This is a genomic window from Clostridium sp., assembly GCF_036646415.1.
Classification (GTDB): Bacteria; Bacillota; Clostridia; order Clostridiales; family Clostridiaceae; genus Clostridium_J.
Map to the genome: position 1 here is coordinate 26,198 of NZ_JAVXMF010000021.1, position 26,598 is coordinate 52,795.

24 protein-coding genes and 1 pseudogene are annotated in these 26,598 nt (G+C 30.7%); 23 read left to right on the top strand and 2 right to left on the bottom strand.

Annotation, left to right across the window (positions count from 1 at the left end):
• The first annotated feature begins 129 nt into the window (after window positions 1-129).
• The 12 genes from RSD37_RS12975 (at window position 130) to RSD37_RS13030 (ending at window position 13,849) form a co-directional block, all read left to right on the top strand.
• On the top strand, window positions 130-339 hold the full coding sequence (locus RSD37_RS12975) for a 4Fe-4S binding protein (RefSeq protein ID WP_346947167.1): 210 nt from the start codon (window positions 130-132) through the stop codon (window positions 337-339).
• A gap of 13 nt (window positions 340-352) precedes the next feature.
• Window positions 353-1,423, top strand: a complete 1,071-nt coding sequence (locus RSD37_RS12980; protein ID WP_346947168.1) for a 3-methyl-2-oxobutanoate dehydrogenase subunit VorB — start codon at window positions 353-355, stop codon at window positions 1,421-1,423.
• Entirely contained in the window at window positions 1,423-2,172 is a 750-nt protein-coding gene (locus RSD37_RS12985; RefSeq protein ID WP_346947169.1) for a thiamine pyrophosphate-dependent enzyme, read from the top strand. The genes RSD37_RS12980 and RSD37_RS12985 overlap by 1 nt, the downstream gene beginning before the upstream one ends.
• A gap of 1 nt (window position 2,173) precedes the next feature.
• Window positions 2,174-2,704, top strand: coding sequence for a 2-oxoacid:acceptor oxidoreductase family protein (locus RSD37_RS12990; protein ID WP_346947170.1), 531 nt, complete (start codon window positions 2,174-2,176; stop codon window positions 2,702-2,704).
• Window positions 2,705-3,085: 381 nt separating this feature from the next.
• Window positions 3,086-3,880, top strand: a complete 795-nt coding sequence (locus RSD37_RS12995; protein WP_346947171.1) for a polymer-forming cytoskeletal protein — start codon at window positions 3,086-3,088, stop codon at window positions 3,878-3,880.
• Between the two features lie 92 nt (window positions 3,881-3,972).
• Window positions 3,973-4,593: a DUF4004 family protein gene (locus tag RSD37_RS13000; RefSeq protein WP_346947172.1), complete on the top strand. Its 621-nt coding sequence runs from the start codon at window positions 3,973-3,975 to the stop codon at window positions 4,591-4,593.
• Between the two features lie 150 nt (window positions 4,594-4,743).
• The gene (locus tag RSD37_RS13005) at window positions 4,744-5,640 is read left to right on the top strand and encodes a hypothetical protein (protein WP_346947173.1); all 897 of its coding nucleotides are present in this window, start codon (window positions 4,744-4,746) and stop codon (window positions 5,638-5,640) included.
• A gap of 69 nt (window positions 5,641-5,709) precedes the next feature.
• Window positions 5,710-6,999: an MFS transporter gene (locus tag RSD37_RS13010; protein WP_346947174.1), complete on the top strand. Its 1,290-nt coding sequence runs from the start codon at window positions 5,710-5,712 to the stop codon at window positions 6,997-6,999.
• A gap of 337 nt (window positions 7,000-7,336) precedes the next feature.
• Complete coding sequence (gene glmM / locus RSD37_RS13015) at window positions 7,337-8,686, top strand: phosphoglucosamine mutase (RefSeq protein WP_346947175.1); 1,350 nt, start codon at window positions 7,337-7,339, stop codon at window positions 8,684-8,686.
• Window positions 8,687-8,847: 161 nt separating this feature from the next.
• Complete coding sequence (locus RSD37_RS13020) at window positions 8,848-9,777, top strand: alpha/beta hydrolase (protein ID WP_346947176.1); 930 nt, start codon at window positions 8,848-8,850, stop codon at window positions 9,775-9,777.
• 765 nt (window positions 9,778-10,542) lie between these two features.
• Complete coding sequence (gene glmS, locus RSD37_RS13025) at window positions 10,543-12,369, top strand: glutamine--fructose-6-phosphate transaminase (isomerizing) (RefSeq protein WP_346947177.1); 1,827 nt, start codon at window positions 10,543-10,545, stop codon at window positions 12,367-12,369.
• Window positions 12,370-13,000: 631 nt separating this feature from the next.
• Window positions 13,001-13,849 carry an AraC family transcriptional regulator gene (locus tag RSD37_RS13030; RefSeq protein WP_346947178.1) on the top strand — a complete coding sequence of 283 codons (849 nt, stop codon included), beginning with the start codon at window positions 13,001-13,003 and terminating at the stop codon, window positions 13,847-13,849.
• Window positions 13,850-14,139: 290 nt separating this feature from the next.
• Here RSD37_RS13030 and RSD37_RS13035 read toward each other — a convergent pair whose 3' ends face one another.
• Window positions 14,140-14,319 (bottom strand): hypothetical protein, encoded by a 180-nt coding sequence (locus RSD37_RS13035; RefSeq protein WP_346947179.1) that lies wholly within the window; start codon window positions 14,317-14,319, stop codon window positions 14,140-14,142.
• 660 nt (window positions 14,320-14,979) lie between these two features.
• On the opposite strand from RSD37_RS13035, the gene abc-f reads away from it, so the two are divergent.
• Window positions 14,980-16,959 (top strand): ribosomal protection-like ABC-F family protein, encoded by a 1,980-nt coding sequence (gene abc-f / locus RSD37_RS13040; protein ID WP_346947180.1) that lies wholly within the window; start codon window positions 14,980-14,982, stop codon window positions 16,957-16,959.
• 177 nt (window positions 16,960-17,136) lie between these two features.
• On the opposite strand, the gene RSD37_RS13045 is transcribed toward abc-f, so the two are convergent.
• Window positions 17,137-18,408, bottom strand: coding sequence for a dicarboxylate/amino acid:cation symporter (locus tag RSD37_RS13045; protein WP_346947181.1), 1,272 nt, complete (start codon window positions 18,406-18,408; stop codon window positions 17,137-17,139).
• Between the two features lie 361 nt (window positions 18,409-18,769).
• Here RSD37_RS13045 and RSD37_RS13050 point away from each other — a divergent pair, with 361 nt between their 5' ends.
• From RSD37_RS13050 to RSD37_RS13095, 10 genes and pseudogenes are all read left to right on the top strand, one after another.
• A complete protein-coding gene (locus RSD37_RS13050; protein ID WP_346947182.1) occupies window positions 18,770-18,934 on the top strand; it encodes a hypothetical protein in 165 nt (54 codons plus the stop codon).
• On the top strand, window positions 18,931-19,176 hold the full coding sequence (locus RSD37_RS13055) for a hypothetical protein (RefSeq protein WP_346947183.1): 246 nt from the start codon (window positions 18,931-18,933) through the stop codon (window positions 19,174-19,176). Before RSD37_RS13050 ends, RSD37_RS13055 begins: the two co-directional genes overlap by 4 nt.
• Window positions 19,177-19,304: 128 nt before the next feature.
• Window positions 19,305-20,642 carry an ATP-binding protein gene (locus RSD37_RS13060; protein WP_346947184.1) on the top strand — a complete coding sequence of 446 codons (1,338 nt, stop codon included), beginning with the start codon at window positions 19,305-19,307 and terminating at the stop codon, window positions 20,640-20,642.
• The gene (locus RSD37_RS13065; RefSeq protein ID WP_346947185.1) at window positions 20,614-21,471 is read left to right on the top strand and encodes a response regulator; all 858 of its coding nucleotides are present in this window, start codon (window positions 20,614-20,616) and stop codon (window positions 21,469-21,471) included. The genes RSD37_RS13060 and RSD37_RS13065 overlap by 29 nt, the downstream gene beginning before the upstream one ends.
• Before the next feature lie 238 nt (window positions 21,472-21,709).
• The gene (locus RSD37_RS13070) at window positions 21,710-22,747 is read left to right on the top strand and encodes a PTS sugar transporter subunit IIC (protein WP_346947186.1); all 1,038 of its coding nucleotides are present in this window, start codon (window positions 21,710-21,712) and stop codon (window positions 22,745-22,747) included.
• A gap of 166 nt (window positions 22,748-22,913) precedes the next feature.
• A complete protein-coding gene (locus RSD37_RS13075; protein WP_346947187.1) occupies window positions 22,914-23,615 on the top strand; it encodes a lysoplasmalogenase family protein in 702 nt (233 codons plus the stop codon).
• 125 nt (window positions 23,616-23,740) lie between these two features.
• A pseudogene (locus RSD37_RS13080) lies at window positions 23,741-24,394 on the top strand (amino acid permease).
• A 118-nt stretch (window positions 24,395-24,512) separates the two neighbouring features.
• Entirely contained in the window at window positions 24,513-25,127 is a 615-nt protein-coding gene (locus tag RSD37_RS13085; protein WP_346947188.1) for a lactate utilization protein, read from the top strand.
• Window positions 25,128-25,266: 139 nt separating this feature from the next.
• Entirely contained in the window at window positions 25,267-26,265 is a 999-nt protein-coding gene (locus RSD37_RS13090; RefSeq protein ID WP_346947189.1) for an HD domain-containing protein, read from the top strand.
• A gap of 22 nt (window positions 26,266-26,287) precedes the next feature.
• The gene (locus tag RSD37_RS13095) at window positions 26,288-26,548 is read left to right on the top strand and encodes a hypothetical protein (RefSeq protein ID WP_346947190.1); all 261 of its coding nucleotides are present in this window, start codon (window positions 26,288-26,290) and stop codon (window positions 26,546-26,548) included.
• The last annotated feature ends 50 nt before the right edge of the window (window positions 26,549-26,598 follow it).

The window sequence follows — 26,598 nt, forward strand, 5'->3', positions numbered from 1 at the left end:
TGTGTAAATATATTTTATAGAAGATTATGATAAGTCAAAATGTAAACGTATTACACTGTAAAAACTTGAAACTAAAAACTAAAAAATACTAAATAAATAATTTAAATTTTGCACAAGGAGGTAAGTATTATGGCAAAGGTAACTTTTAGAGAAGAAAGATGTAAAGGATGTGGGCAATGTATAATTGCATGTCCTAAAAACATTATAACTTACTCAGAGGAACTAAATGTAAAAGGATATCATCCAGCAGTAGTTACAGAAGAAAATATGTCCAAGTGTATTGGATGTGCATCTTGTGGAAGAATGTGTCCAGATCTTGTAATTACTGTAGAAAAATAAGGGGGGAAGATTCATGTCAGAAAAAGTTTTAATGAAGGGTAATGAAGCTATAGGAGAAGCAGCTATTCAAGCTGGTTGTCAATGTTTCTTTGGATACCCTATAACACCACAAACAGAAATATCAGCATATCTTTCAAGAAAAATGCCTAAAATAGGGAGGGTTTTTCTACAAGCTGAGAGCGAAGTTGCAGCAATAAACATGGTATATGGAGCAGCGGGAACAGGAGTAAGATGTATGACATCTTCAAGTTCACCTGGAATAAGTTTAAAAGCAGAAGGAATATCATATATAGCAGGAGCTGAGCTTCCTTGCGTAATAGTAGATATAGTTAGAGGTGGTCCAGGCTTAGGTGGAATTCAACCAGCTCAATCAGATTATTTCCAAGCTACAAAAGGTGGAGCTCATGGAGACTTTAACATGCCAGTTTATGCACCATGTTCAATTCAAGAAATGGTTGATTTAGTGCAAGATGCTTTTGATGTGGCTGACATATATAGAACTCCAGTTATGGTTATGGGAGATGGTATGCTTGGACAAATGATGGAGCCAGTTGAGTTTAAGGAAAGAGAAAAAAGAGAGCTTCCAGAAAAAACTTGGGCTGCAAATGGTTTAAATGGTAGAAAACATCATAATGTAATAAATTCATTATATTTAAAACCAGAAGGGCTAGAAGATCATAATAAAAAACTTCAAGCTAAATATAAGGCAATAAAAGAAAATGAAACCAAATATGAGTTATATAACTGTGAAAATGAAGTTGATTTAATTATGGTTGCATACGGAACAACTTCAAGAATATGCAAAACGGTTATTAAATTAGCTAAAGAAGAAGGAATAAAATTAGGTTTAATTAGGCCTATAACATTATGGCCATTCCCAGTAGAAGCTTTTAATAAGACTATAGATAATACTAAATTTGGATATGCGGCTATAGAACTTAGCTGTGGTCAAATGGTAGAAGATGTTAGACTTTCAGTTGAAGGCAGGAAACCAGTAAACTTCTTTGGAAGATCAGGTGGAATGGTTCCTAGTCCAGCAGAAGTATTAGAAAATGTGAAAAAATTCATAGGAGGTGCTAAGTAATGGCAATAGTATTTCAACCAACAAAAGCATTATTAGACGTACCTACCCATTACTGCCCAGGATGTACTCATGGAACAATTCACAGATTAGTGGGAGAAGTACTTGAAGAATTAAATATTATAGATAAAACTATTGGAGTTGCTCCAGTAGGATGTTCAGTTTTGGCATATGATTATTTTGCATGTGATATGTTTGAAGCAGCACATGGAAGAGCACCAGCAGTTGCAACAGGAATAAAAAGGTCTAATCCAGATAAAGTTGTATTCACATACCAAGGAGATGGAGATCTAGCTGCTATAGGAACAGCAGAAATAGTACATGCTGCAACTAGAGGAGAAAACATGGTTACAATCTTCGTAAATAACTGTATTTACGGAATGACAGGTGGTCAAATGGCTCCTACAACTTTACCAGGACAAGTTACAGAGACTTCTCCATATGGAAGAGATGTTAAGGTTCAAGGACACCCAATTAGAGTATCAGAAATGATCTCTACTTTAGATGGGGTTTGCTATGTAGAAAGAGTATCTTCAGATAGCGTACCAAATGTAATAAAAGCTAAGAAAGCTATTAAAAAAGCATTCCAAAATGCTATAGATGGAAAAGGATTCTCAATGGTTGAAGTTTTATCAATTTGTCCAACAAACTGGGGACTATCAACAGAAGAATCATTAGGATGGCTAAGAGAAAATATGATGCCATTCTACACTTTAGGTGTAAAAAAAGATACAACTGTGGAGGTGAAATAACATGGCATCACAAGAAATAATATTTGCTGGATTTGGTGGACAAGGAATATTATCAATGGGTAAATTCTTAGCTTATGCAGGAATGGATGCAAACATGAATGTTTCATGGTTACCTTCCTATGGACCAGAAATGCGTGGAGGTACTGCTAACTGTTCTGTTATTGTTTCTGATGAAGCGGTTGGTTCTCCAATAGTAACAAAGCCTACATCATTAGTTGTTATGAACAGACCATCTTTAGATAAGTTCGAAGTTGAAATTGAAAAGGGTGGCTTATTAATAATAGATAGCGACCTAGTAGATAGAGAAGTTGAAAGAGAAGATGTAGACGTAATAAAAGTACCAGCTCAAACAGAAGCTGCAAATCTAGGAAGCAAACAGATTGCTAACATGGTACTTTTAGGAGCATTAGTTGCAAAAACTCAAATAGTTTCCATGGATACATTATTACAATCTTTAAGAGATCATGGAAAAGAAAAATTCTTTGAAATCAATAAAAAAGCTCTTGAAATTGGAGCGAGCTACGTAAAATAGTTTAGTTTAAAATCCTTAGGTATCATTTTAGATACTTAAGGATTTTTTTATTTGTAATAGAATTATCTTCTTATTAAAAATTAATTCTATTACTGGTAATAGTGAATTGGTAAGAAGATGCATTTTAATAAAGAAAAAAATGTAAATACATATTTACAATGTAACAATGTTATGTTACTATGGTATTATAGTAATAAAGATACTAAGCAAGGCTATTTAAAGGGGTTATATAGTTATAATCTAAAAGAGTATATTTGATAAATATAACATTATTACGTGAAAGTGGGGATTAAATATGGATGATGAAGAAAAACATAAAATATAAATTATATAAAGTAAAAATTTAAAAATATATTAATAATTAAATTGGAGGAGTATAGTATGGAAAATAACCAACAGTTTGGAGATTTAACAATATCAGGTAGTGGAAGTGCTAATGGTGGAAGGTATAAAGGTGTATCTATAAGTGGCAGTGGTAAAATTAATGGAGATGTAAATTGTGAAAGTTTCAATATAAGTGGTAGTGGTAAAGTAGAAGGTGCAGTTACAACTAGTGGTTTTAGTATCAGTGGAAGTGGAAAGGTAACAGGAGATTTAAAGTGTGTTAAAGGTGGTATATGTGGTAGTGGATCTGTCCTTGGTTCTATTCATGCAAATAAATTTAATATAAGTGGAAGTGGAAAAATAGGAGGAAATTTCAAGGGTGAAGAATTTATTATGGTAGGTGCTGGAAAAGTAGAGGGAAGAATAAATGCAACTATAGTGAAGCTTCTTGGATCGATTTCTGTGGGTCAAGGCATTGAGGGAGAAAGCATCAGTATAAAAGGTGCAGTTAAAACTTTAGGAATGGTAAATGGGGATGATATAAATATTGAATTAAATGGTGGTTGTGAAATTGAAGAAATAGGAGCTACCAAGGTAAAGGTTTCAAAGGAATGTAGTAGTATGAATATTATCGGAAGATTTATTTGTAGCCTTTTTAGTAAAAACCATGGATACTTAACTGTTAGAACTATTGAAGCTGATGAAATTTATTTAGAGAACACTATTGCAGATGTTGTACGTGGTGGAAAAGTCACCATAGGAGAAGGGTGTAAAATAAAGAGGATAGAGTATAGTGAAAGCTTAGAAAGAGTTAATACTGAATCTATTATTGAAGAAGAGTTCAAATTATAAATTCTGACTAATTTAAGATGTTGTTAGACAAAGCGATGAAAAGTTCAAGTTTAAATAAAAAATAGAAAACTTGATAAGGAGGTATTTAAAACATGGAAGAATTGATTTCTAAAAAAGAAATATTAGACATAACAGGAATATCTTATGGTCAGCTCTACAGATGGAAGAGGAAAGAATTAATTCCTGAAGAGTGGTTTATTAAGAAATCCAGTTATACTGGACAAGAAACCTTTTTCCCTAAAGAAAAAATTGTAAATAGAATAAATAAAATTCTAGAGCTAAAAGATGATATGCCACTAGATGATTTAGCGGCTATGTTTTCAAATAAACCTAAGGTTAATGATGTTGAGGAGCAATATATTATAGAAAAGGGGATAATTGAAGAGGAAACTTTACCTATATATAAGGACATTTTTCAATCAAAAGATTCCTATGAATTTAAAGAAGTTTTAATAATGTATATTCTTCAAGAGCAGTTTGATTTAGCTCAGCTGACAATTAATGAAATAGAAACTATGCTTAAAATGATAGATGATGAGTATATAAAATTAGAAGAAAAAGATGGCAGTATATATATTATAAGAAGATTAGGAATAGGAATTTGTGTAATAGCCTTTGAGGAAAGAATTGTGATAGATAGTGGTAGCAAAATTATAGGGGAAATAAATATAAAAAATGCCATAGAAAAGTTGAAAATGAAATTAGCATTATAATAAGTTTTAAAAATATTAATGACATAAGATAAAAATAGTATAAAAGCATTACATTTAATAAATTAACATTACTTGAATTAAATGTAAAATTAGATGTATAATATAAATGAAGTAGCATAAAAATTTAAGTTTAAAAGAAGGGGTGAAATTGTGGATTTAAAGGATTATAGTGATTTAAAAATAAACGATGATTTAGTCTCAAATGGTGGTAAATATAGAGATATAAAAATTAGTGGAGATGGAACTATAAATGGGGATGTAACTTGTAGATCATTTAGTATTAATGGAGATGCAGATATCAATGGAAATGTATTCTGTCAGGATCTATTTAAAGTTAGTGGAGATTTAGATATTAAAAATACTCTAACCTGTGGAATAATGAAAATTAGTGGAGATGCTGAATTTCACGATAATCTTTTGGTAAAAGGTGAGTTAAAAGTCAGTGGGGATATGGATGTAGATGGAAGTGTTAACTGTGGAACTCTTAGAGTAAGTGGTGACATTGATATAAAAAAAGACTTGGTATGTGAGGGAATATTTCATTTAAGTGGAGATGGAACCTTTGGAGGAAATCTTAAAGGTGATGCCATAAAAGTTTCTGGGGATATTGAACAGGTTATGAAGATTACTGGGGGAGAGATAGTAATATCAGGAGATGTATATGCAAAAGAAGGAATAGAGGGAGAAAAAATAGTTTTAAGCGGAGATACAAATTGTGATGGCCTTATAAATGGAGATGAAATATACATTAGTATGTCTGGAAATCATGAAATCAAGGAGATTGGTGGAAAAGTAGTTAGGGTATCAGATGACATGAATAAGTTTGGAATGACAATATCATTATTTTCATTTACTCCTAAAAGTAAAAAGGGATTACATTGTAAGTGTATTGAGGGGGATGAAATCCTTCTTGAAAACTCCACAGTAGATGTGGTTAGAGGAAAAAATATTATTATTGGTAAAGGGTCAATAATAAATAAAGTGGAGTATACTGGAGAGTTAAAGCTTGAAGAAGGTGGAATCGTTAACCAATCGATAAAGATATAATATAGAGAAAAACAATTGAAGGATATATGTCAATTAGATAAAAATAGAACAAAGTAATTGGGGGAAAATATGGAGAAGGAAACAAAAATAGGGGATAAAAAAATAAAACTTTGGAATAAGAATTTTTTCTTGCTTTGGCAAGGGCAAATGGTATCAGTATTAGGAGATGTGCTATATATTATAGCCTTGGACTTTTGGATATTAGACATGACAGGTTCTACAGCACTTATGGGGCTTTTAAGTGCTCTTACAATGTTACCAAGAATAATACTTGGACCATTTGCAGGGGTATTTGTGGATAAGTGGAATAGAAAAAATATAATAGTTATAACTGATTTTATAAGGGGTATATTTGTAACCTTTGTTGGTATTGCGGGTATCTTTGGATTTATACAGGTGTGGATGGTATTTGTAACTGGTATAGTAAGTGGACTATGCTCTGCATTCTTTGGACCTGCAGTTAATGCATTAAAGCCTGAATTAGTTCATGAATCAAAATTTATGAAGGCAAACTCAGTTACTAGCGTTGCAACTTCTGGTATGGATATGATAGGAAGTGCTGTTGGAGGGGTTATATATGTAGCTATAGGAGCTCCATATATGTTTTTGTTTAATGGGATATCATATTTATTGTCAGCATTCTCAGAAATGTTTATAACACCTCCAAGGAGAGAGCATAAAGTTGAAAAGATGACATTTATAGAAGATTTTAAGGATGGATTTAAGTTTCTTTGGAATTTTAAAGTTTTAAGGAAGTTATTTATACTTGCATCAATACTAAATCTTTTTGCCAATGCGGCATTCATATTAATATTGCCATACTTTAGAGCTATGCCATTTTTGGGACCAGAAAAGTATGGAGTATTTATGGCAGTGATTCCACTTGGAATGTTAACAGGAAGTATATTATTATCTATAATTAATATTAAGAAGAGATATAAGTTCAAATTATATGTATCAGGAGTACTAATATGTCTAGTAACACTACCCTTTGCATTTTTGATAGAGAATTTTTACATTATACTAGTTGTGGGATTTATGTCATTTTTAGCAAATGTAATTTTTAATACAATATTTAACTCTGTAATTATGTTAGTAGTACCACCAAATAAAAGAGGCAAGATTGGAGCTCTTATGAATACCGTAAGTGGTAGTTTACAACCAATAGGAGCTTTAATTGGAGGAGTTTTAGGGCAGGTTATACCAATACGATTAGCAATTATATCACTTCTTGGTGTTGCTTTTATAATTGGATTGGGATTAATAATAATTAAAGGCACAAGATCTTTAGTAGAGTATGATAGTACGGATGGAACTGTGGAAGAATTAATTGAAAAAACTAATGAAATTTATGTATAGAATAAAGGGTTTAAACCTATATATATAGGTTTATAATAGAAACGAATATCAAGGTAAAATATATAAGCCTTCATTCCCTGGGATGAAGGTTTATTTTCGTTAAAAATGAAAATATTAATGATATTTCAATGTGAATAAATAGAAAAATAATCAAGTGAAAATATAAATAAAACAATAGGAAAATTTTATGAAAAGAAACTTTTATTGTTATGATACATAATTTGTATTATAATTAGTCTGTATGTTATTATACAAATTTAAGTCATAATAGCAGTAACAGAAGGAAAGAAACAATTATTATAGATGAAAAATGAAAATAAGAGGAGAAGAGATATATATGAGTAGAATATTTGGGACTGATGGAGTAAGAGGTATTGCAAATAGTGAGTTAACTGTAGAACTTGCTTATAAACTTGGAAAAGCTGGAGCTTATGTATTAACAGAAGGAACACATAAGGCTAAAATATTAGTAGGTATGGATACAAGAATTTCAGGAGATATGCTTGAAAATGCATTAATAGCGGGAATCTTATCCGTAGGAGCAGAAGCTATTTCAGTAGGCGTTGTACCAACACCAGCAGTATCATACCTTACAAGAAAATATAACGCTGATGCAGGAGTTGTAATATCAGCATCACATAACCCAGTAGAGTATAATGGAATAAAATTTTTCAATGGAGAAGGATTTAAATTAACTGATGAGCTTGAAGATAAAATTCAAGAGCTAATAGAAAATGATTTTAAAGGTATTGAAACTCCAGTGGGAGAAAAAATAGGTAGAAAAGTTATTTTAACTACAGGAATTGAAGAGTATGTAGATTTTGCAGTTTCAACTATTGAAGGAGATTTAACCGGTTTGAAAATAGCTATAGATTGTGCTAATGGTGCAGCTTATAAAACTTCAGAATTAGCACTTGAAAAGTTAGGGGCAGAAGTTCTTGCAATACACAACACACCTGATGGAATAAACATAAATAGACGTTGTGGATCTACTCATCCAGAAGACTTAATGAAATTCGTTGTAGAAAACAACTGTAATTTAGGACTTGCTTTTGATGGAGATGCAGATAGATGCCTTGCAATAGATGAAAATGGTAATTTAGTTAACGGCGACTTTATGATGGTTATTGCTGCTAAGCACTTAAAATCTATTGGAAAGTTAAATCATAATACTGTTGTAGTAACAGTTATGAGTAACTTAGGTCTTGATATTGCATTAAAAGAAGAAGGAATCAAAACTATAAAAACTAAAGTTGGGGACAGATATGTTCTAGAAGAAATGGCAAGAGGGGGGTACTCTATTGGAGGAGAACAATCAGGCCATGTTATATTCCTAGATTTTAATACTACTGGAGATGGATTAGTTTCAGGAATTCAGCTTGCATCAACAGTAAAATGTAGCGGAAAAACTGTAAGTGAGCTTGCATCAGTAATGAAGGAATTACCACAGGTTTTAGTAAATGCTAAAGTACCAAACAACATGAAAGATATTCATGAAAAAGATGAAGAAATCATGGCTGATATAAAAGTTATGGAAGAGAAGATGAATGGATCAGGTAGAGTATTAATTAGACCTTCAGGTACAGAACCACTAGTAAGAGTAATGTTAGAGGGCGAAAATCAAGTAGCGATAGATAAAATGGCTCATGACCTTGCTAAGAAAATAGAAGAAAAAGCTAACAACTAACTATAGGTAAAGAAAAAGACTAGTTGTATAAGTTTTATATTGTTAATAAATAAAGCTGGGAGAGATTTTCTTCTTGCTTTATTTTTGTGCCATTGAGAATGTTACAGCATCTATGATATACTTACTTAAAGAAAGTATTGTAAATATATGGAGGAGTTTATATGATATATTATGTAAGTGTAGGAATTATAGTAGTTCTTTTAATTATATTGTTTTGCTTTTCATGGAAATTATCAACTATGGTTATTCATCCTGTAATTAAAGGATATAAACATACCTACAGCCTTGAGGTAGCTGGGGGAAGATTTGATGAGGATCTATATAATAGCTGGAATAAAAATGATTTCTTTATAAAATCTAATTATGGGTACAACCTATCCTGCGAGCTTATTGAAGATAATAAATATGAGAAAGAAGAAGAGCAGATTAAAATAATGGTGTTAGTACATGGTATTACCTGGAGTAAATATGGAGAGGTAAAGTATACTAATATGTTTATTAAGAAGGGTTTTAAGGTATTAATATATGATCATAGAAATCATGGCTTAAGTGGAAAGGCACCTACCACTATGGGATATTATGAGAAGTTTGATCTAAAAACTGTTATAGACTGGTGCTACAATACCTATGGAAATGATATCACAGTTGCTACCCATGGTGAGTCTATGGGGTCAGCCACAGTACTTGCCCACCTAGAGATTGATGAAAGACCAGCCTTTGTTATAGCAGACTGTGGGTATTCAGATTTATATGAGTTACTTAAGTATCAGCTCAAAGATCGTTATAATTTACCTAACTTTCCTTTTGTACCACTATCAGCTATGTTGATTAGGCTAAGAGCAGGGTTTAATATTTACCAGGTAAGTCCAATTAAAGTAGTGGAAAAAACTGATGTACCAATATTATTTATTCACGGTGAAAATGATGATTATGTGCCTACCTATATGGGAAAGGCTATGTATGAAGTAAAGAAGGACAAGAAGGAACTTTTTATTGCACCTAATGCAGCCCATGCAGATTCGCAGTGTAAGAATCCAAAGGAATATGAAGCTGTTGTATATGAGTTCTTGGGGAAATATTTTAAGAGTTAGAAGAAGTGAGAGTTACATATATGTATAGTACGCTTTACTTTTGATGTCAAGCGTACTATACATAGATTTATAAAGTATTTGTAATGAACTGATTCTAAAAAACAAATTTGAGTGAATATCATTGACCAAAACTTATTAAATGAATATAATATAATGAGGTTAATGGGTTTTAGATTTCAAAGTAGTTAAATATTAATAATAGATTAATATTTAATATTAATATTTATTTTACAAACTTAATTACTTTTTTTATCGTATATGTGGAGTATGAATTAAGAAGTGGTTTGAATAAAGTCATTCTAGAAAAATTAACTTAGCGCCAGGACTTAAGTGAAAAGAAGCTCATTTTTATATTCATGCAAATGAGCAAGTTCCCGTAACTAAATCAAAGATTTTTAGTTTGAAAGGAAACTCATTCTCATATGTATTCGAATGAGTAAGTTCACTCAACTAAATCATAGATTTAGGAGTTCACTTAAGTTGACGAGGATGGGGAGTATCGATCTTCGGCGGGTGCCCCACGGTATCGCACTACCGTTAACGATTGATAAAAGCAAGAAGTGATTTTTGTGACAAAACAATCTGGTGTAAAACCTTAACTAAATGTGGATAAGTTTAAGTATAGTTTCTTTAGTTGTGGATATTTTAAGAGAGATCTTATTAATTATTACATTAAAAGGGCATACTAAATCAAAGGTTTTTCTTATTCATGTAGAGTTGTATCTAAATTATAGAATAAAAGACATTTAGGGAGGAAGATTTTTTATGTGCGGAATAGTAGGTTATTTTGGAAGAAGAGAGGCAGCGCCTCTACTTATTGAGGGTTTAAGTAAACTTGAGTATAGAGGATATGACTCAGCAGGAGTTTCTATACTAAATGAGGATGGAATAAACCTTACAAAGTGTAAAGGAAGACTTGCTAACTTAGAAGGAAAATTAGAGGAAAATCCAGTTCATGGATTCATTGGTATAGGTCATACTAGATGGGCTACTCATGGTAAACCGTCAGATGTTAACTCACATCCACATTGTAATGCGGATAACACTATATCAGTAGTTCATAACGGAATTATAGAGAACTATATAGCAATTAGAGAATGGCTTACAAGTAAAGGTTATGAGTTTCTATCAGAAACAGATACAGAAGTCATTCCAAACCTTGTAGACTATTACTATGAGGGAGACTTATTAAAAGCTGTAATGAAGGCTGCTGAAAAAATGCAAGGAAGTTATGCAATTGGAGTTATAACAACTCATGAGCCAGATAAATTAGTTGCAGTAAGACATGAGAGCCCACTTATAGTTGGACTTGGAGAAGATGAAATATTTATTGCATCTGATATACCAGCAGTACTAAATCAAACAAGAAAAGTTTACCTTTTAGAAGATAATGAGTTTGTTGTAGTTACTAAAGATGGTGTTAAGATTTATGATGAGTATGATAAAGAAGTTAAGAAAGAAGTATTCAATGTAACTTGGGATGCAGATGCTGCTGAAAAAGGTGGATATGAGCACTTTATGATAAAAGAGATTCATGAGCAACCAAAGGCTATTAGAGATACACTTACTTCAAGAATAGCACTTGGACAGCCAATAACTCTTGATGATATTCATATAACTGCAGAACAAATTAAGAATTTAAATAGAATATATATAGTTGCATGCGGAACTGCATATCACGCAGGTGTAGTAGGAAAGTATGTAATAGAAAAATTAGCTAGAATACCAGTAGAGGTAGATATAGCATCAGAATTTAAATATAGAGATCCAATAATAGATGAAAATACATTAATGATAGTTGTTAGCCAATCAGGAGAAACAGCAGATACAATGTCAGCTCTAAGACTTGCAAAATCTAAGGGTGCTAGAGTAATAGCTGTTACAAATGTAGTTGGTAGTTCAGCATCAAGAGAAGCTGATGATATACTATATACATGGGCAGGACCAGAGATTGCAGTTGCTTCAACAAAAGCATATGTAACTCAATTAATAGCTATGTATATAATAGCTCTATTCTTTGCAGAGCAGAAGGAAACTTTATCTACAGAAGAAATAGAAGCAATAAAAGCTGAAATGTTAGCACTTCCAGAGAAGGCTCAAGAAGCTCTTGATTGTAAAGAAACTATTCAAAAATTCACAAACAAAACTTGCAAGCACAACGACATGTTCTTCCTAGGAAGAGGTCTTGACTATGCAGTATGTATGGAAGCATCTTTAAAATTAAAAGAGATATCTTACATTCATTCAGAAGCTTATGCTGCAGGAGAGTTAAAACACGGCCCGATAGCTTTAATAGAAGAGGGAACAGTAGTAATAACTCTTGCAACTCAAGAAGACTTATATGATAAAACTATAAGTAATATGAAAGAAGTTATAGCAAGAGGAGCTAGGGTATATGCCTTTGCTCAAAAGGGACACACTGAAATAGAGAAATCAGTTCATTCGGTAACTTATATTCCAAAGGTAATGGATTTACTATCACCTGTAATATCAGTTATACCAATGCAGTTATTCTCTTACTACATGGCAATCGAAAAAGGTTGTGACGTAGATAAGCCAAGAAACCTTGCAAAATCAGTAACGGTTGAATAAATTATATATTGTTGTGGATTTTAAATGTGAGTTATCATTAGTAATGACACTTATTATAAGTTATATTGACACAAATATTAATTAGTAAAATATAATTGCAAATCATGAGTGGAATGAGGGGAAAATCCTGAAGCCATTCATGATTTTTTTATTTGGAGAAAGAAAAAAGAAAGAACTATAGAGATAAAGATATTGAAAAATATTAATAAATTTATTGCACTTTACAAAATTTAATAAGAATTATTTTAGAAAAATTAAGGTAAAACAATAATCTCAAAACATAAATGCTTATTTCTTTCGTCAAACATAATTTAATAATTCTAAAATCAAAATAGTTCTAGGAAAATGCCATGTGAGATACATGGCATTTTTGTACTTATGTTACAAATTAGAAAATATAAACTTAGGTATTAAATTATATTTGAACTATATTTTAGTTTAAAACTTATATAATATGAATACCGACATTGCTGTTATATACTATAAACTTTTATAAATAAAAGAAATATATTTAATATGGGGAATTAATGTAGATGAAAACTACATAATTTAAACCTATCATAGGGTAGCATTTAAAGACAGGACAAATAAGTAGAAAACATTTAATATAGAAATAGAGAGGAGTGGGTTTATGGATTGGCTCGATTCGATGAACAAGGCAGTAGAATACATGGAGGCTAACATTACTGAAAAGATTGATATTGAAAAGGTGGCGAAAATTGCATTATCATCCACGTTTCACTTTCAACGTATGTATCATATGATAACCGGTGTTACAATAGCTGAATATATACGCAGAAGAAGACTTACACTCGCTGCACAAGATATTATATCTGGTGAAAAGATTATTAATGTAGCTTATAAATATTGCTATGAAACACCAGAAGCATTTACAAAAGCTTTTGGTAAAATGTATGGAATGAGCCCCTCGGCTGCACGCGAGCTAGGAGCAAATCTCAAGGCATATCCAAAGCTATCCTTTCACATTTCAATAAAAGGAGATAAAGATATGAATTATAAGATTGTTGATAAAGGAAGCTTTACAGTAGTAGGTAAGCAAGGCAGGATAACTATGGTGGACGGAGAAAACTTTAAACAGATACCTGAATTTTGGGATGATTGCATGAAGGATGGTTCATACCAGTGGATTGAATCTAATGCAGGCAAGCTTGGTGTCTTAGGTATATGTAAGGATTTCGGTGAAGATGAATTTAATTATATGATAGGAGTTGAGGAAATCAAAGACACCATTCCGAAAGGATATGTTTCGGCAACTATACCGGCAGCAACCTGGGCTGTATTTGAATCAGTTGGAGCGCTTCCAGAAGCTATACAAGACCTTAATAGAAGGATATTTACAGAATGGATGCCATCTACAGGATATCAGCATGATTGTGCACCAGAGCTTGAGGTTTATCATGAAGGTGATATACACTCTTCGGATTACAAATGTGAGATTTGGATTCCTATTAAGAAGTAAAATGAATGGTTAACTGTTTTCCATTGGCATTATATACTTCTATGCTAGTTACCGGTGAATTTAAATAAAAATAATTTGTATTTTGGAAAATTACAATTTCAAAAATACTATTAGTTTGTTTATACAAAACTTAGGTGACAAAGAAGTTATACTCTTTGTAATTTTGAAAAGGAACGGGAGCAAAAATGATATAAAATATAATTCTTGCTCCTATTTCCTATGACGTTATTTTAATTTTAGACATTTCTATTATATAGGAATGATAGCAGTTTGTTTACAAATTACATGGATTATATTTTTTTAGCTAAAAGAGTCTCAATACAATCCTTACCTCCAGGACAATTTTGTAGGTGGTCTCTAAGGTGTTGAGCAAGTTCTACAGTAGTAACACCTATGCTATCAAAGATAGAGCCGATTTCAATTAGACGTATAGCATTAGCATTGAGGTTTTCTTTATTTTGATAGTCCATATGTAACCCTCCTAAAATTAAATATTTTATAAAATAAATTATAATTCTTGTTTATAATAGTATACCATTACTTTATTGCACCTAAAAGGTATACTCTTAAATTTTGAATAGACCATTAACGGAAGACATAAAAGAGTAAAGTTTAAAGGAAATATTATTTACATAAAATGCAAAAGATGATATAATAAAGAAAAACCTTAAAGGGGGAAGTAAGTTATGACACCAACTAATTGTTAATATTAATTTTTAATTAATATATATTTTGTAATGAATTTCAATTTGCCTAATTATATTTAGGTTTTATTGTTGTGCTCTTTATGGAATAAGGCATTTAGAAGGTAACTTACTTTACTGGAATTCAATATTATAATTTATAGAGTGTTTCAAATAGTTATTTTGAAATATTGAGTCAGAATTTTTCTGAAAAATTCTGTAATTGGACATATAAGCATAATGAAATGAGTTTATTGATATGCATAATTTTGCTTATACTGATTTAAATAAATTATAGTAGTTAGAGTATTTTAGACTGTAGGAAGATGCCATCTTCTTATGGTTTTTTTTATTTTTAAAATTCCTTTTTAAATTATAGTAGTTAAGATTTTTTCTGCCTGTCCATAAAAGGCTTAATTTAAAAGATGGATGAAAGAAGGGATTTTTATGTTTGAATTATTATTAAATGGTATAAAAAAATATATGGATGCGACACTTGTTCTGAAAAATATAACCTTTCAAGTTTATGCAGGAGAAAAGGTTGGTATAGTAGGTGCAAATGGAAGTGGAAAGAGTACGGTTCTTAAATTAATAGCGGGAATAGAACCAATGAATTATTGCATTGGTTATCCAGGTGCCACAAGCTCAGGGTATGATGAAGGTTTTATTTCCATTCCAGGAGAAGCCACTAAGGCTTACCTTGAACAAATACCGGAGTATCCTGACAGTTTAAAGGTTATTGATGTTTTAGACTTAGCTTTTGAGGAAATTCACGGTATAGAAAATGAAATGCGTAAATTAGAAGATAAAATGAAAGTTTTAGAAGATGCTGCATTGGAAAAAGCGTTGAAGCAGTACAGTGATTTGGTTCAATTATATGAAGTTAAGGGAGGATACCAGATAGAGGAAAAGTTAGGCAAGGTTTGCACGGGATTGAAATTTGATGATAGCTTTTTAAACAAAGACTTTAGTTTGTTAAGTGGTGGGGAAAAAACTACAGTAGTACTAGGGAAGCTCTTGATTGATAATCCAGATATATTACTACTAGATGAACCTACAAATCATCTGGATATGGATTCAATTGAATGGCTTGAAAGCTATCTTAAAGGTTATAAAGGAATTGTAATTATTGTATCCCATGATAGATATTTTCTAGATAACGTAGTAACAAAGATTGTAGAAATAGAAGATATGGAATGTGAGACTTATAAAGGAAATTACTCTGATTTTGCCAAGCAAAAAGAAGAGAATATGCTTGAACAACTTCATCAATATAAGGAACAGCAAAAGGAGATTAAGAATATACAGAATGCTATAAAGGAGCTAAGGGATTGGGCAACTAGGGTGGATAATAATAAATTCTTTAAAAGAGCTACCAGCCTACAAAAAAAGCTTGATAAAATGAAAAACAGTGACATTGAAAGTAATAAATATTATCGAACAAGAGGTCAATATGTAAGAACTGAAAAACCGAAATTTGAAAAACAAAATATGAAACTAAATTTAAAGGCTACGCAGCGATCAGGCAATGAGACAATCAAGGCCATAGGGCTCTCTAAAAGCTTTGAGGATAAAGTTATTTTTAAGGATGCAAATTTATTGATCAATTTTGGTGAAAGAGCGGCGATAATCGGTCCAAATGGCAGCGGAAAAACCACCTTCTTAAAAATGCTCTTAGGTGAAGAACATCCGGATGCTGGCGTAGTGGAATTAGGTGCCAATGTGATGGCGGCATATTTACCACAGAAAATTACTTTCGAAAATGAGGAACTCACTGTGCTGGAGTGCTTTAGGGGAGATATTTCTATATTGGAGGGAAAAGCACGGGAATACCTGTCTAAATTCATGTTTTATGGTAATAGTGTATTTAAAAAAGTAAAGCACTTGTCAGGGGGAGAGAAGATCAGGCTAAAGCTCGGTAAACTGTTATATAAAGATGTAAATTTGTTAATACTGGATGAGCCAACTAATCATCTTGATATTGATTCTATAGAAACCTTTGAAGAAGCTCTGGAGGAGTTTAAAGGAACTATATTATTTATCTCTCACGATAGATATTTTATCAATAAAATCGGTGAAAGAGTCATTGCAATTGAAGACAATATCTTCAATAGTTATCCCGGTAATTATGATTATTATAAAAGTGTAAAAGATGAGCTGAGTCTGAAAGCTCCTAAAGAGACAGTGGTGAAGACTAAAAAAGTTAAGAAATCAAGCAATATTGATGAAGGTAAAAAGAAGGAATCAGAAAAAACTAAAGTTGAAACAAATGTTGAGAGTCTTGAAAATGAAATAAGAGACATTGATTTAGCTATGGCTGACCACGAGTTAGATTATGAGGAGCTTAACAAGCTGTACTGCAGGAAAGAGGAATTAAGTAAAGAACTAGATGAAGTTATGGAATTGTGGTTAAGTTTTAATAATTAATACTGGCATATACAAAAATGCTCCCCTTTCTAGTAACAGATTTTTATTATTTGATCTGTATACTTTAAGGGGAGCATGTCATTGTCTACACTATAAAATAAATTTTAGATATTCCTATATCCTGTGTAAAATATATAGAGTAGGAATAGGATGGATTAGCAAAAATGCTCTTTTAAATTATTTAATTTTTACATTTTCAGAGTAAAAAATATCCTCATTAAATTCGCCTTCAGCTTTTGCTACAATCAGTGTACATACTGCATCACCGGTAATGTTAACTGCAGTTCTTGACATGTCTAGGATTCTATCGATACCCATAATTAGAGCAATACCTTCTACTGGCAAACCTACTGATTGTAATACCATAGATAACATAATCATTCCTACACCAGGTACTCCAGCTGTTCCAATTGAAGCTAATGTTGCTGTTAAAATGACAGTTAAGTAAGCACTGAAAGTTAAATCAATTCCATAAACTTGAGCAATAAATATAGTAGCTACACCTTGCATAATAGCTGTACCATCCATATTTATGGTTGCGCCTAGTGGTAATGTAAATGAAGCAACATCCTTTGAAATTCCTAAATTTTCTTCTGCAACTTCCATGGACACGGGTAGGGTTGCGTTACTACTTGAAGTAGAAAAACCTACTGAAATGGCAGGGAAGAATTTCTTGAAGAATCTTATAGGATTCAATCCTGTGAATAACTTTAACATACCGCCATAGATAATAGTGGCATGGATAAGCAAGCAGATTAGTACTAATGCCATATATTTCATTAATGGTAGCATTGCATCAAAGCCTTGGGTAGCAAAGGTACGAGCGATTAAACCAAATACTCCAAAAGGTGCAAGTAACATTACAAAATCTACAATTTTCATAATAAGATCATTTAGTTGTTGAAAAAGGTTTGTTACCATTTTAGTTTTTTCACCTAGAACAGATAACCCTACACCTATCAATATTGCAAATACAATAATTTGTAGCATGTTTCCATTTGCCATGGATGCAATAGGGTTGTTGGGTATCATATCAAGGAGCACTTCAACTAATGGTGTAGCTTCTTTGATAGTAACTTCAGTTAAATTAGAATTTGATAAATTTAATCCAACACCTGGTTTAAATATGGTAGATAGTGATAATGAAATTGAAATAGCAATAGCGGTAGTAGCTAAGTAAAATAATACTGTTTTCACTCCAATTCTACCTAGCTTTTTAATATCACCCATGCTGGCAGCTCCATTAACTAGAGAAATAAAAACTAAAGGTACTACAAGCATCATAATAGCTTTTAAAAATGCCTGTCCAACTAAATAGAAAACTCCATCAATTAATAATTGATCTCGTATAAAACTCTCTGGGATAAAATTAAACATAATACCTGTTATTAAACCTAGGATTAATCCGATAAATATTTTTGTTGATAAACTAATTTTTGCTTTTTTCATTATATCAATCCCTTCTAATTTTCTTTTGTATATTGAGTAAATTAAATTTTGTACTGTAGTTATAAGATTATATCGTGAATAAAATAAAAAGTCAAACTTCAATTGTTGGAAAATTAATATAAGTATATTGCGGTATGGAGGGTTATTGTTTAATCGATTACAATGGTATTATGAAGGAATTATAAATTAATTATGCAAAACTCAAGGAAATAGTAGTAAGATATTGTTCGTTTTTGAATTGATGTTTTTCATATAAAAATATATAAAAATTTATATATGTTAAGCATAAGAAAAGAGAAACTTGGGAAGTTCCAGGAGGACATAGATATTTAGCATAGAATTTGATAAAGGAGATTTGAATATGGATGAATGGTTTGAAATTGAAAAGATTGATGATGAAACCTATACAATAAGTGAATATGGACATTGGGAAAAAGTGCACTCCTATTTATTAATGGGCAAGACATTTGCTCTTTTAATTGATACAGGTTTAGGTATAGTAAATATTAAAATACAGGGGATTTGATTTATAAAGGAACTTTATATGCATTCTACCCAAGTACAGATCCTATTCTTTTTAAGCAATCCATTGATAAAATTAGTAATTTAAAAGGAATAACAAAGATATTACCAGCACATAATGAGTTGAATGTACAAGTGAATTTAATAAATAGCATTAAGAATGCGTCTAAAAATATAGAGGATAAAGACATGCTAAAGCAGGGCAATGGAGTATTTGAGTTTGTTGATTTTAAGATACATATATAAAGAGGTATTATTAGAATAATAAATCAATTAATTTATTACAGATGATGTTATAATTAGATAGATAATAAAAAAAGAGTTAAAAATGATTAATTAACACGGATTAATGTAAAGGTTTAAAGGGGGGGCTTATGAATTTAAATTATAATATAAAGGATAGTTCTTATGAAAATTCAGTATTAATATCAATCATAATAGGATTGATATCACAAGTATTTTTTGAACCAGTAATATCGAACTTTAGAATATCTTTGGCAATTATAATATTACCAATATGTTTCTATATATTAGAAAACATAAATATAATGAAAGTTGGATTTTTATCTGCCATGTTTGTTTACTTTATAAGGGCTTGCACATATTTTTTTAGTTTAGGGTTAGAGCTAGAGGCTTTAAGTGATGGAATGAAAATTTTTTTCCCAGAGATATTTTTTTACCTTACATATTTCGTAATCTTCAAATTGTTTACAAGTAAGATGTACGATAAGAAAATAAATAAAATATTTATAATATGCCTAGGTGCCGATTTTTTAGGGAATTTTATAGAAATATTATTTAGACATTTTATGAATGAAGAAAAAATTAATACAGGATTAATATTAGGATTAATCTTAATTGCACTATTAAGGTCCATAATTATATGGATCTGCCTTAAGATAACATCCAAATATAAAGTATTCATATTAAGAAAAGAGCATGATAATAGATATAAAAGGCTATTATATACTACATCTAAGTTGAAAACTGAGCTGTACTGGATGGAAAAAAGCATGAAAAGTACTGAGAATTTAATGGGTGATGCATATAATTTATATACTAATATAAGTAGTGATATAAATAGTAACACATGGGCAAAGGAATCCTTAGATATAGCAAAAAATATTCATGAAATAAAGAAGGATAATCTTTTAGCGTTAAGAGGACTTGAAGAGGTATTAGAAAATGATAAAGAAGAGAAAGGTCTTTATTTAAGTGAGATATATGATATATTACAAAGCTCTTTGAAAGTACAAATTAATAGAGATAATAAAAAAGTTAAGATATTTTTAAAATACAAAAGTGACATTTATACAAAAAATCACTATTGCATTATGTCAATATTAAGAAATTTAATAATGAATGCTATTGATGCAATTAAAGATAAGGGAAATATTTATGTGCATCAATCTCAGCATTCAATAAAAAATATTCTATATTATATATTTACTGTTGAAGATGAAGGGACGGGTATAAAAGAAAGTGAAATAAAGCATATATTTTCACCAGGTTTTTCTACTAAGATAAATTATAAAACAGGTAATATAAATAGGGGATTAGGTTTAAGTATAGTTAAAGAGTTAACATATAAGAGTTTAAATGGTTTTATTGAAGTAGAATCAAGGGAAAACCAAGGAACTAAATTTACTATATACATACCTCAAAAGGAGTTGGAGAATTTAAATGATGGACATAATAATTGTAGAGGATGATATTAATATTGGTATAATTCTAAAGCGAATTATAGAAGATAGACAATTAGGCCAAGTTGTTGAAATTTGCACAAACCCTATGGAAGGTGAAGAACTAATATTAAAAATAAATCCAGAGATAGTTTTAGTTGATTTATTAATGCCATTAAGAGATGGAATAACCTTAGTAAATGATTGTAAAAAGAATTTTGTTAAATCAAAGTTTATTATGATTTCTCAAGTTGTCACTAAAGATATTATTGGGAAAGCTTATGAAAGTGGTGTAGAATTTTATATTAATAAACCCATAAATGCCATTGAAGTAGAAAATGTTATAAAAAAAGTTAGTGATAAAATTAAGATTGAACAAAAGTTAAGCAAAATAGAGAAAGTGTTTAACATTAATAACTTGGAGTGCTGTGAGGATGTAGATGGTAGAGGTAAAATAAAAGATAGCGAAAAAAATATTAATTATGTAATGAAAAGAATAGGAATTATAGGTGAAGTGGGATGTAGGGATATTAAAAATATATTGTTATATTCAATGAAAGAAGATATAAATGTGGAAGAGTTTACATTAAAAGAATTATTAATTATGTTTAATAAAAACTACAAATCTATAGAGCAGAGAATAAGAAGAACAGCATTAATTGGGATGAAAAATTTAGCTAATTTAGGTATAGAAGATTATATGAATGAAACATTTTTAGAATACTCTACTAGTTTATATAATTTTGAAGAGGTAAAAAGACAGATGGATTTTATTAGAGGAAAGAGCTGTGAAGGTGGAAAGGTTAATGTGAAAAAATTCTTAGAGGGATTAATAATATATTGTGATAAAGAAAGGTAATTAAATTTAGTAAATTCTTTGCAATATAAAGTTAATTCAAGGAAGAAAAGGGTAAAGGATAGTCTTATCTTCAACTTGTAGATGCTGTAGTATTAGAACAAATAGAGATTAGATAAAAAAATAACAAAGCAAATATTATTTTTCGAAACTTTCTGAAACTTTCAAAAACGATAGGTTTAAAATTAGGTTAGAAAATTCTAAAAATTTAGAATATAGTTTTTGAAAGGATGTGTTTATTTTGTTAAATGTTATTACTGGTATTGGATTATTATTAATAACTTTAGTATTTTTTTCAGTTTTTAGTATGAAAGCACCTAAAGGTAGTAAAGCTATGTCGGGGTTAGCTAATGCTGCGGTAGCAACATTTTTAGTAGAAGCGATACATAAGTATATAAGCGGAAATTTCTTAGGTTTTAGTTTTTTGAGTGAAGTTGGAACAATATCTGGAACAATGGGTGGAGTTGCAGCGGCAATTTTAGTACCTATTTCAATGGGCGTTAACCCGGTTTATGCAGTAGTAGGAGGAGTAGCATTAGGTGGATATGGTATACTTCCTGGTTTTTTTGCAGGGTATATAATAGGATTAGTAGCTCCAATATTAGAAAAGAAATTGCCAGAAGGATTGGATATGGTTGTAGGAGCAATATTAATAGCACCATTTGCTAGATTTTTAGCTATGATGATAAATCCAGTTGTTGATGCTACATTACTTAATATAGGTAATATGATATCAGTAGCATCAGTACAATCTCCCCTTGTAATGGGATTCTTACTTGGTGGAATAATAAAAATGATTTGTACATCCCCTCTAAGTTCTATGGCAATAACAGCTATGTTAGGATTACAAGGCTTAGCTATGGGGATAGCATCAATAGCGTGTGTAGGAGGGTCTTTCACTAATGGAATGATATTTAAAAATTTAAAACTTGGAAATACAAGTAATGTGATAGCTGTTATGTTAGAACCATTGACACAAGCAGATATAATAACTAAAAATCCTGTTCCCATTTATTGTTCTAACTTTTTTGGCGGAGGCTTAGCGGGAATAGCAGCAGCTTACTTTAGAATAATAAATAATGCACCTGGAACAGCATCACCAATTCCAGGATTATTAGCTCCTTTTGCCTTCAATAATCCTATAAATGTTATATTAGCACTTATATGTTCAGCAATAGGAGGAACATTAGCAGGATATGTAGGATCAAAAATATTTGGAGCAATTGAAAAAAAGAAAGAAAAAGAAATTGATGAGGAAGCTATTGAACAAGCATCATAATGATATATATAAACATATTGTAATTTTAAAACTACGTATTCTCATATGAAGTGAGGGTGTGTAGTTTTTTTATATAAAGCAAATAAAATTTAAAACTAAAAAGTGATGTTTTATATAAATAATATAAAACTTAAGTAAAGGGAATAAATATACTTAGGTGATATAAATGTATAAACTTATAAACAAGAAACACTTTATAAAAATTAGTTCTATGATAATCATTGTTATTTACCTAGTTTTTTTATACATTGATTTTGTATCTAAAAGTTTAGAAAATATATATTCAGTAAAATTAAAATATTCAACTATAGTACTTTGCTTTATCATATCATTACTAATTGGAGCTCATGGCTACAGAAAAGAAGATAAACTTTTAGTTCAGCTTGCACGATTATTTACCTTAATCGCTGATTATTTTCTTGTGATTTCTAGTAATTTTACTATGGGTATTTTTTTCTTTTCCTTAGTTCAAATAACTTACATAATAAGGCATAGCATAATGGAAAATGAGAAATATAAAAATTTAATGTTTTTCATATTATCATTAATTATAGCTTTAATAACATTATTAAAAATAAAAATACCATCAATAGAGAAAAATTTAATTGTTTTAGCACTTATATACGCTTCTCTATTAATTACTAGCCTTTACTGTGCAGTAAGTACCATAAGCAGAGGTAAGTATTCTAAAAACAGTTCATGGATAATTGCTTTAGGAATGTTTTTATTTTTTATGTGCGATTTAAATGTGGGACTTTACAATATAGTGGCAGAAGGTAATGTTAAATTTTTTCTAGGTTTTTTAATATGGATCTTTTATCTTCCTTCTCAACTTTTGCTCACTTTAAGTGGTTTTAAGTTGGACTAACTAGAAAAAAACTTTTTTCAATTTGTTCTGCACGGAGGAATAACTCTTTATACTTCTGAAAGGTAAGCATAAAGAATGAACTATAAGAAATAATAAACCTATAAAAAATTATTAAGGAGGCAGTCATGACGCAAAATACACTAAAGAAATCAGTAACATTTATTGAAGCAATGGCAATAGTAGTTGGAATGATAATAGGATCTGGAATATTTCTAAAACCAGGTATTGTATTTAATGATGCAGGCTCTCCTATAATGGGTATACTAGCTTGGGTAGTTGGAGGCATTATAACTTTAGCATCTGCTCTTACCATTGCAGAGGTAGCTTCATCTATACCAAAAACCGGCGGGTTATATGTTTATCTTGAAGAGTTATATGGAGAGGTTTGGGGTTTTCTATTGGGATGGGTGCAAACAGTAATATCCTATCCTGCATAGGGAGCAGCATTGGCAATAGCTGTTTCTACTTTTGCTACCTTTTTTATTCCAATGAGTAATTTTCAACAGAAACTACTATCGGTGGGAATATTGGTATTTGTAATTATTATGAATATAATTAGCACTAAATATGGAGGAATTATTCAAACCATTTCAACAGTAGGTAAGCTTATCCCAATAGTTGCTATTATTGTATTTGGTTTAATGAGTGGAGAAGTTCATTTCTATAATAGGAATCGGTATAGCTCTTCTTGGTCTTCCGATATTTTATTATTTGAAAAGAAAACACTGATAGTGTGGTCGGAGTCTGACATTGTAACTCAAAATGCTAAAAAAGATTGATTCAGATGATTATTTGAATCAATCTTTTTCACATATAAAAATATACTTTGGTTGAAGGAACTTGGTAATATTTGTAGAAGTACTATGATTGTATAAGAAATTAATGAGGTAAAAGAAAATGATAGATAAAATTGAAAAATTAATTGCTAACTTTGAATTAAGAAATATAGAGGTAATTTGTGTTGAAACTCTTGAGTGTGCAAAAAATAAAATTTTAAATTTGATACCAACAGATGTGATTGTTGGTATAGGTCATTCAGCAACACTTAAAGAAATGGATATTACTAAAATCTTTAGTGAAAGAGGTAATATTGTATATGATAAAGAACTTGCTAAAGATAAAGAAGAGGGTAAAATCTTAAAAAAGAAGGCATTGCTAGCAGATTGGTATGTTACAGGGTCTAATGCAATATCAGTAGATGGACGTATAGTTAATGTAGATCATAGTGGTAATAGAGTTGCTGCAATTACTTTTGGACCTGATAATGTAATAATAGTTGTTGGAATAAATAAAATTGTTGATACATGGGAAGAAGGAATAAAAAGAGTTAAAAATGTTGCATGCCCATTAAATGCAAAACGAGCAGGGTTTAATCCACCTTGTGTAGAGTTAAATAAATGTGTGGACTGTACTTCAACTGAAAGGGTGTGTAATAGCCTTTCAGTCATAGAAGGACAATCTGTAAAAGGCAGAATTAAGGTGTTTATTGTGAATGAGGATTTAGGGTTTTAAATGGTAAAGATTAATACTTATAAAATTTTAATGAAGGGATAATGAGATGGAAAAACAATTGCATTTTGTGGATTAATTTGAATTGTCCTATATTTATTGCAACAAAAAATAATGGTGAGAATAGTTTTGGAGGATTTATATGAAAACTAAAGTATATGATTTAGGAATAGTTAGTGATGAAGAATTAAAATTTGCTGTTATAGTTTCAAGGTTTAATGGTAAATTTGTATATGTAATGCATAAAGAACGGGAAACATGGGAAGTTCCAGGTGGACATAGGGAGTTAAATGAAGATATTAATGATACTGCTACAAGAGAATTAAAAGAGGAAACAGGAGCAATTAAATTTAATATAAAGCCTATATGTGATTACTTATGCGATTATTCCTTAGAAAGAGAACATGAAGATAAAAGTTATGGGAGATTATATTATGCTGAAATTCAGGAGTTAGGAGAATTACCTAATTTAGAGATTGGAGAAATTACATTATTTGAGGATATGCCAGAGAATTTAACATACCCACAAATTCAACCAATTTTGCTTAATGAGGTAGTAATGAGAATGAAATCAACAGAATTAATAAATACCATTTCAACAATAGTAGAGGAACAGTGTAAAAGTAATGATAATGTATTTGGTTATGGAATATGGACATGTCACATTATTAGTGTAGTTAAATATGCTAAAGTTTTAGCGAAAAGATTAGGTGCTAACGAAGAAATAGTTGAAATGGCAGCATTACTACATGATTATGCAAGTATAAAAGATAAAAACATGTATGAAGAACATCATATATATGGAGCAATAGAAGCAGAGAAAATTCTTAGAAAACTAGAGTGTCCAGAAGAAAAAATAGGAATAATAAAAGATTGTATTATATGTCACAGAGGTAGCGTAAGGAAGGAACAAAAAACTAAAGAAGCAGTATGTGTAGCAAGTGCGGATGCCATGGCACATATAGATCAAGTACCATCATTATTACATCTTGCTTATCATAATAGAAACATGAATATAAAAGAAGGTGCAGACTGGGTAAGCAGAAAAATTGAAAGAAGTTGGATTAAATTGTGTCCAGAAGCAAAAGAGATTATGAAGGAAAAATATGAAAGTGCTAAAATGGTTTTGGGAGTTTCATAGATATATAAGGGATGTGACAATTATGAAAATTTTAACAGGACAACCTATTCATGAAAACACTATTGAGCAACTTGAAAAAGAAATAAAGAATAATCTTAGTGTTGATGTGATTATATACCCAGAAGGATATTTAGCAGATGAAGGGGCATTACTAGCTGCATGTGAAATTGCTAAAAAATATAGTAAAATTATTATAACAGGATATAGAAGTAATAATAAGGATAGAGCACTAATTATAAATAATGTAGGAGAAAAAGTATTAGACAGAGCAAAAAACTCCTGAGTACGCCAAGCAAGGGCGTAACGGGATATGAAAGCGAAGCTTTCATATCT